Annotated in this window: 3 protein-coding genes and 1 pseudogene; 1 reads left to right on the forward strand and 3 read right to left on the reverse strand. The window is 42.1% G+C overall.

Annotation, left to right across the window (positions count from 1 at the left end):
• Positions 1-336 precede the first annotated feature (336 nt).
• Positions 337-1,779: a methyl-accepting chemotaxis protein gene (locus AC4GME_RS16015; RefSeq protein WP_490379755.1), complete on the reverse strand. Its 1,443-nt coding sequence runs from the start codon at positions 1,777-1,779 to the stop codon at positions 337-339.
• A 485-nt stretch (positions 1,780-2,264) separates the two neighbouring features.
• Here AC4GME_RS16015 and AC4GME_RS16020 point away from each other — a divergent pair, with 485 nt between their 5' ends.
• Positions 2,265-4,997, forward strand: coding sequence for an Lcl domain-containing protein (locus AC4GME_RS16020; protein WP_490378247.1), 2,733 nt, complete (start codon positions 2,265-2,267; stop codon positions 4,995-4,997).
• Positions 4,998-5,956: 959 nt separating this feature from the next.
• Here the strand turns inward: AC4GME_RS16020 and AC4GME_RS16025 are convergent.
• Both AC4GME_RS16025 and AC4GME_RS16030 read right to left on the reverse strand, forming a co-directional pair.
• A pseudogene (locus AC4GME_RS16025) lies at positions 5,957-6,457 on the reverse strand (substrate-binding periplasmic protein); the annotation flags it as partial.
• Between the two features lie 33 nt (positions 6,458-6,490).
• Positions 6,491-6,709, reverse strand: coding sequence for a hypothetical protein (locus AC4GME_RS16030; RefSeq protein WP_490378246.1), 219 nt, complete (start codon positions 6,707-6,709; stop codon positions 6,491-6,493).
• Positions 6,710-7,041: the final 332 nt, after the last annotated feature.

The following is a 7,041-nucleotide window of genomic DNA, read 5'->3' on the forward strand; positions in this document are numbered from 1 at the left end:
ACGGCTTTCGTGTTTCTGAAAAAGGCATTACGCTTGTCACTCGCGATATGCTTAAGGCTTTAGCTAAAAAGAAACAGTTTGAAAAGATTAATATTAAATCATCCGAGTTATATTCAATAGCTAGTCATTGTAATTAAGGGGAGTTTCGACTTATCTTTCATTTTTACGGTGATGTAAACATTTGTAACTTGCCTGGCAGTGAATGTTTGACTCGTTTGGGTATACACCCAAGCGACCTTAAGATGCAGGAATCAGCATCTTGAAGTGGTTTGGGTATAGATACAGTTAATTTAGTTGTCGCAGCGAGCATACTTAGGCATGCTCGCTGCGGACAACTTAAGCTGTCTGATAACGTGCTAAAATTTCACCTAGGCTTTCGGATGCGTTGGATAATTTAACAACTCCTTGAGAAGACTGAGCGACTAAATCTCTAATAGTATTAGATTTTAGGCGAATATCACTCAACTCTGCAGAGATATTATTGGCGACTGAACTTTGCTCTTCAGAGGAGGTCGCAATTTGAAAGCTCATATCGATCACAGCTTGCGATGATTCAGTAATCGAATTCACATCACTGCCAATATTCACTATTAGTTCACGGCTTGTTTGCGCTTGTTTTACTGTGTTTTGAGTCATATCAGCAATGTTATTGGTTTCTGACTGCAGGCTCTCGATCATAGATTGGATCTCAACCGTTGCGGATTGAGTGCGGCTCGCTAATGTTCTGACTTCATCTGCAACGACAGCAAAGCCTCTGCCCATCTCACCTGCACGTGCGGCTTCGATGGCCGCATTTAGTGCGAGCAGATTGGTTTGTTCAGAAATGGCATTAATGGTTGTGATTACGTCATTAATTTTTGTGGCATTCTCTTTCAAAGTTGTAACTGAATCAGACGTTTGATCAATATAAGTGGAAAGCTGTTGGATCTCGCTAATAGCGTGTTGTACTCGGCTGTCGCTTTGTTTGATATATTCTGAATTTTGTTCGACTTGTTGAGATGTTTTTTGTGAAATATCAGTTACTTCCAACGAGGATGCAGTCATCTCCTCCATGGCTGTCGCCACTGAATCTAGTGAAGTGTGCTGTTGATTAATCTGCTCTTCACTTTGACGGGTTTCATCTGCAAATGAAGATGAAGTGCTGTGTAAAGTTTGAGCATTATCTTTTACGGTGACAACTAATTCTGTCAAGGTATCCATTGCATTGTCGAGTGCGCAACCAATTGTGCCAAACTCATCACGTCCCGGATGGAAGCCTAAACGAGAAGTGAGATCGCCTTTGGCGATCTTTTCAGTCGTATTCCAAAGTACCCACAGCGCACCTCCGATAAAAGTCGCATTCCAATACAGGATTAATCCAAAAGGCAGTAACCAAAGAAAAGAGAGCAGCAATGAGTAGAAAGCTTGCTGTTTAGCGTTTTTTTCCTGACCGGAAACAGACTGAGATAGAGATGCATATTGTTGTGAGCTTGTCTTGGCTACGGCGGTTAGCATATCTTTTTGACGGGAAGAGGTTTTTGCTGAAGTTGAGATTTTCACCCCAAGTGAAGCTAATTGTTCTATTTGATTGGCAGACTCCATCGCAACTACCATCCCTGATAGCTGATTTTCGAGTGATACCATAGATTGTTTTTCGATTTGTTGTAGAGAGTTTTGATAACGCCCGACGGATAATGCCGTTAAGGTAATTAGGAACAATCCAAAAATAACCCAAAATTTGTCATTGATAGACATTTTAATAAATAATTTATCTACGTTGCGAAATTGTACTTCTTTCATAAATTCTCCAAAATATATATGCAGGCAATCATTTTCTCTCCCTGATTTTAGAGTATACAAATTGTGATACTAAGGTAGCTTCCTGATTAATAACTGTTAACTAAGTAATACTTTTGAATTGAATTGATCGAACTTTAATCGCAGTAAACAAGGTTAGTCGAAACAACTGTTTTGTTGGCTATAGTCAGCGGGATCAATATGGCAGGATAGTGATCTACTTAGATATACGATTGTCATCATGTTGCGCCTTGTTCTGGCATCCGAGCTAGTCTCTGAATTAGCATATTGCAGTAGAATGGGTATACAAGGTCCGGATGTTCAGTTTATTGTAGTGTTTGCAATATGAATTCGCTTTATACCTTTATTAATTCACATTTCCTCCATATTTCTTGCACATTTCTTTATTACCTTAAATGGTAACAATAAAACTTATGCAGATTCGTTGAGTTTTGAGCTAAATTTAGAAAGTCCTTTAGGAGCAGGCTATGCATATTACAAATTATGGAAAATTAACACTGAAAGGGGCGCGAGCTCTTTTTGTTATCATCTTAACTGGCAGCTTTATAGTTGCTTGCGGCGAGACAACTGACGAGGTTACAGAAGATACGACGCCAAGCAATAGTCCGCCAATCGCCAATGCGGGCGCTGATCAGGCGGTCACAACCAGCACTTTGGTTACACTTGACGCAAGTGCGAGCGCAGATGCAGACGGTGACCCCCTTAGTTACAGCTGGTCAATTACTTCGGCGCCAAGCAGCACTACCAGTTTAACAAACGCGACAAGTGCCACTCCTGGCTTTACACCAGATATTGACGGTGACTATGTAATTTCCTTAGTTGTTAATGACGGCACAGAAAATAGCGTGGCTGATTCAGTCACTATTAGCAGCTTAACCGCCAACTCCAATAGAAGTTATGCCATTGTCGATACTAACCAGACCAGTTGCTACAACTCATCAATAGGGCAAGCCGTCACATGTACGGGAAATGGTTACGACGCCGATTATGCGGGTAATCAGCCAAATTATACGCTCAGCGGTGACGGCCTGACGGTAACGGACAATGTGACCGGTCTAATCTGGCAGCAAAGCAGCGATATCAACGATGACGGATTATTAGATTATGACGATAAACTGTTTCAAGCAGAAGCCGTTACCCATTGTGAAAATCTGACTTTTGCAGGCCGTGATGACTGGCGTTTACCCGGCATTAAAGAGGCATATTCACTTATTTTATTCAGCGGCAAAGATCCCAGTGGCTATCAAGGCACTGATACATCGACGCTTGTTGCATTTCTCGATAGTGTATTTGACTGGGCATTTGGCGATTTAAATTCTGCCAATGATCGTATTATCGACGGCCAGTACGCTTCAAGTACGTTGTATTTAAGCAGCACAATGAACGGCGACCCGACGATGTTTGGGGTCAACTATGTGGATGGACGAATCAAGGGCTATCCGAGCGACACTAAAGAATATTATGTGCGCTGCGTGACCGGTAATACTGACTATGGTATCAATGAATTTGTTGATAATAGCGACCAGACAGTTAGCGATAACGCCACCGGATTAATGTGGCAGAAAGATGATACTGAATCGAGCAATTGGGATGATGCGGTATCACAATGCGAAGCGGCAACAACAGCTTCTTTTGACGACTGGCGTCTGCCTAATGCCAAAGAGCTACAAAGTATTGTTGATTATTCAGCTTCGCCAGATACCCATAATCAGGCTGCAATAGATCCGATTTTTAACAGCAGTTCATTGCAAAACGAAGCAGGCGAAACCGATTGGGGCTATTACTGGAGTGCAACTACCCATGTCAATAATAACGACGATGGCAGTAACGCCGCCTACGTTTCATTTGGCCGAGCTTTGGGTTATATGCAGGGGAACGTATTAGATGTACATGGCGCAGGCGCACAACGAAGTAACGACAAAGTGGACGTGGCGAGCGAACCCGGCGCTCAATCTGCGACGGGTGCTAACGGTGTTTTTTATTACAAAGGGCCGCAGGGCGATATATTACGCGACAATAACAAAGTCAGGTGCGTGCGTAATTTTGAGTCGGCAAGTTCTGTAATCGAGCAATACACGCTGTTTTCACCGATGCAGTCGAGCGATACTTATCTTATCGATCAGCAGGGTGATACTGTGCATAGCTGGCAAAGTGATTATCGTCCCGGTTTATCCGTTTACCTTTTGGACAATGGTGAATTATTACGCCCGGGTGTCAGTAGCAATAAACCGGCGACATTTTCCGGACAATTTGGCGGTAGCGCCGGTTTGATAGAGATCTTAGACTGGGACAGCAATGTTGTTTGGAGCACTACGCTGGCAACGGACACTTACTTGAGTCACCATGATGTTGAACAACTGCCTAACGGCAATATTCTCGCCATTGTATGGGAAGCAAAAACAGCGGCACAAGCGTTGGCTTTAGGGCGAACCCAAGTATCTGCAGATACTCTGTGGGCCGATGCTGTTTATGAGATCTGCCGTTCCAGCGCCGGCAACAGTTGCACTGACGGCGAAATAATCTGGCGCTGGAGTATTTGGGATCATATTGTTCAAGATGTCGACAACAGTGTCAGTAGTACTTATGTAAGCGATATCAGCGAGCACAGTGACAAAATCAACCTCAACTTTTTTAACGGCTCGGGCTCTTCCGACTGGACTCATATTAACTCTGTTGACTACAACGCGGCGACGGATCAAATACTGCTCAGCGTGCATAATTTTAATGAGTACTGGATTATAGATCACGGTGATGCCAGCCAGGGAATTCTTTCCCGCGTAGGCAATCCTTCTGCCTATAACGGAACGGGTGAGCAGACTTTATTTGTTCAGCACGACGCGCAATGGATTGAAGAAGGCGCTCCGGGTGCCGGCAACATATTAGTTTTTAACAACGGCAGCAACAGACCGGAAGGTAATTATTCCTCGGTTGATGAGTTTTGTTATCAAGAAAATAACTGTACAGCAGGAGAAATGGTTAGCAGCTACAGTGAAGGTGTTGCAGGGGAATTTTACGCCGACCATATCTCCGGCGCACAACGATTAGAAAACGGTAATACACTCGTATGCGAAGGCACCGAAGGACGTTTATTTGAATATAACAGCAGCCATGAAATTGTCTGGGAATATAACTATGGCTCAGAACTGTTCAGAGCAACTCGTTACGAGGGAGATTATTTAGGGTTGGCTCAATTAAATTAAAATAGATGCTGGATTAGATTGCGCCTTTACAACTCCGGCTTGATTTATCAGGTTAGTTTTCAGATTTAAATCTAATCTAGCTCTCTTATAAAAGAGAAGATATGCATACCTTGATTTTTTAAAATCGAAAGCCAATAGAGCAGCTCACTTTATTATTGGCGGGTTATTACTGAATTTTATCCTGCTAAAAACAAACTTCAAATTACCAATAATAAATTTCAATCTCTAATATGAAGCGCAAGTTAGCAAATAAAAACTGCCTTCAATGGGAAGTGTGCGCTCACTTTTTGGTGGTGTGAAAGGATAAATATTCACAACAAGTGCAGCAGAATCACGAGAAAACAGTTGAGGGTAAAAGAGAGAGAAGCCTCACCTTGGTTACATAATCTCTATTAGTTTGGGTTTAATATGGCAGTTTTAAAGTCAGGATGATATTAGATCTGACATATCCACTAGTTCGTCGGATTGCTCGCATTCAGGAAGAAGCGAGCGTGGAGATTTTTCTAGCAAGTAAAATGCTATCGGGAACAATGAACGCTTTTACGGAAAGCTTGCATCACGACAGCAGCCTGAATCCTCACTAACTCGTTGGCTTTGATATAGAGTGACGGTATTACTCGAGGGAGATTAGTGCCGCTTTTTATTGAGGGCTAAGGGCGCTTGGGGCATATAACGCCTTATTAGGTAAGTAATAAAAAACTCGCCTATTAATAACAACGGAACACGCGAGGTAATTGTAATTGTGCCGCTCTAGTAGACACCCTAATCTAATAAGATGAGGTGTTTATGCCTGCATATAAAACAGAGTGATATATGAGCAGTTATGGTTCACCAGGCGGACATTCAAGAGGGTAATAATAAGTATCAGTACACAGATGCGGTCAGACGAGCTGGCAATCATTTATCTGTCAGCCTAGATTAAACTGCCGGTAAAAAAGCGGCCGAGCTACAGGGTAGATTTAAAATCCATATTTTTCTAAAATTTTATCGAATGTACCGTCCTCATGCATCTCTTTAAGGCCTTTATTAAAAATCTTCACTTTAAGATCCGCATTGTCGGATTTTTTGGATATGCACAGGTATAATTTTTTATCCTGCAGAGGAGGTGAAATTGATTCTATCTGTCCAAACATATGCGGCAGGTATTTATTAAGCAGGTAAAAACCAACAAATTTATCTGCAACAATCAGATCAACTCGTTCAGCTAAAAGTTTCTTGATATTCATCAGATTCGTTGTCACCTCCTCCTTATGCAGATAATCTGCAGCGTCAAATTCCGCCGTATTAACAAAACCTCTCACAACACCAATCCGGTAAGGTTTTAAATCATTTAATTCCTTATAGGTGATTGTACTGCCCTTAACTTTAAACAAAACAACCGGCCCGCTGACAATGCTGTCAGTAAATAAGGATTTATTCTCTCTCTGCTCAGACCAGTATGATGGAAAATAACCGTCAAATTCACCATATTCAGCACTCGTTACCGCTCTTTTTCAGGGTAAATAGATATACTCAACCTTATAACCTCCCCGCCGGAATGCTTCACGAGTAATTTCAGCCATAAACCCCTCATCCGCCAGCTTCTGACCGATATAGGGCTCCCACTCAAGCGTCGCAATCCGTATCGTTTTTGTTTTGGTAGCATAAGCCAGAGAAGAGAGAACAAAAGTAATCAGCAGTCCAATCCAAAGAAATCTTCTTTTATTGCTCATCTAACGCTCCTTTTGATAGTCAGAAACGCCGTTAACATTCATAATTAAACAGCTGTTTTTATCAAAATATTCGAATCAGTTAACGTTACTTTCTCTATTCAACCTTAGTTCAACGAATTGTTATTTCAAGCAAAAGGAGGGGGCTATAAACAAAGCGGCTTCGTTCAACAAACAAAAGGAAAGACGCGACCCCATTGTTCTTCACTTTTGGGCGTTTTCGGGCGTGTCAGTCAGCCACGCTCGGAGTCGGGGAAAAGCGAGCGCTATTGTTTTTACCCAAAATAGATAAGTTATGGAATGGCACGTTTAGCAAAAGGTTTTAATTTCATCAC

It is taken from the genome of Psychromonas sp., from assembly GCF_983033635.1.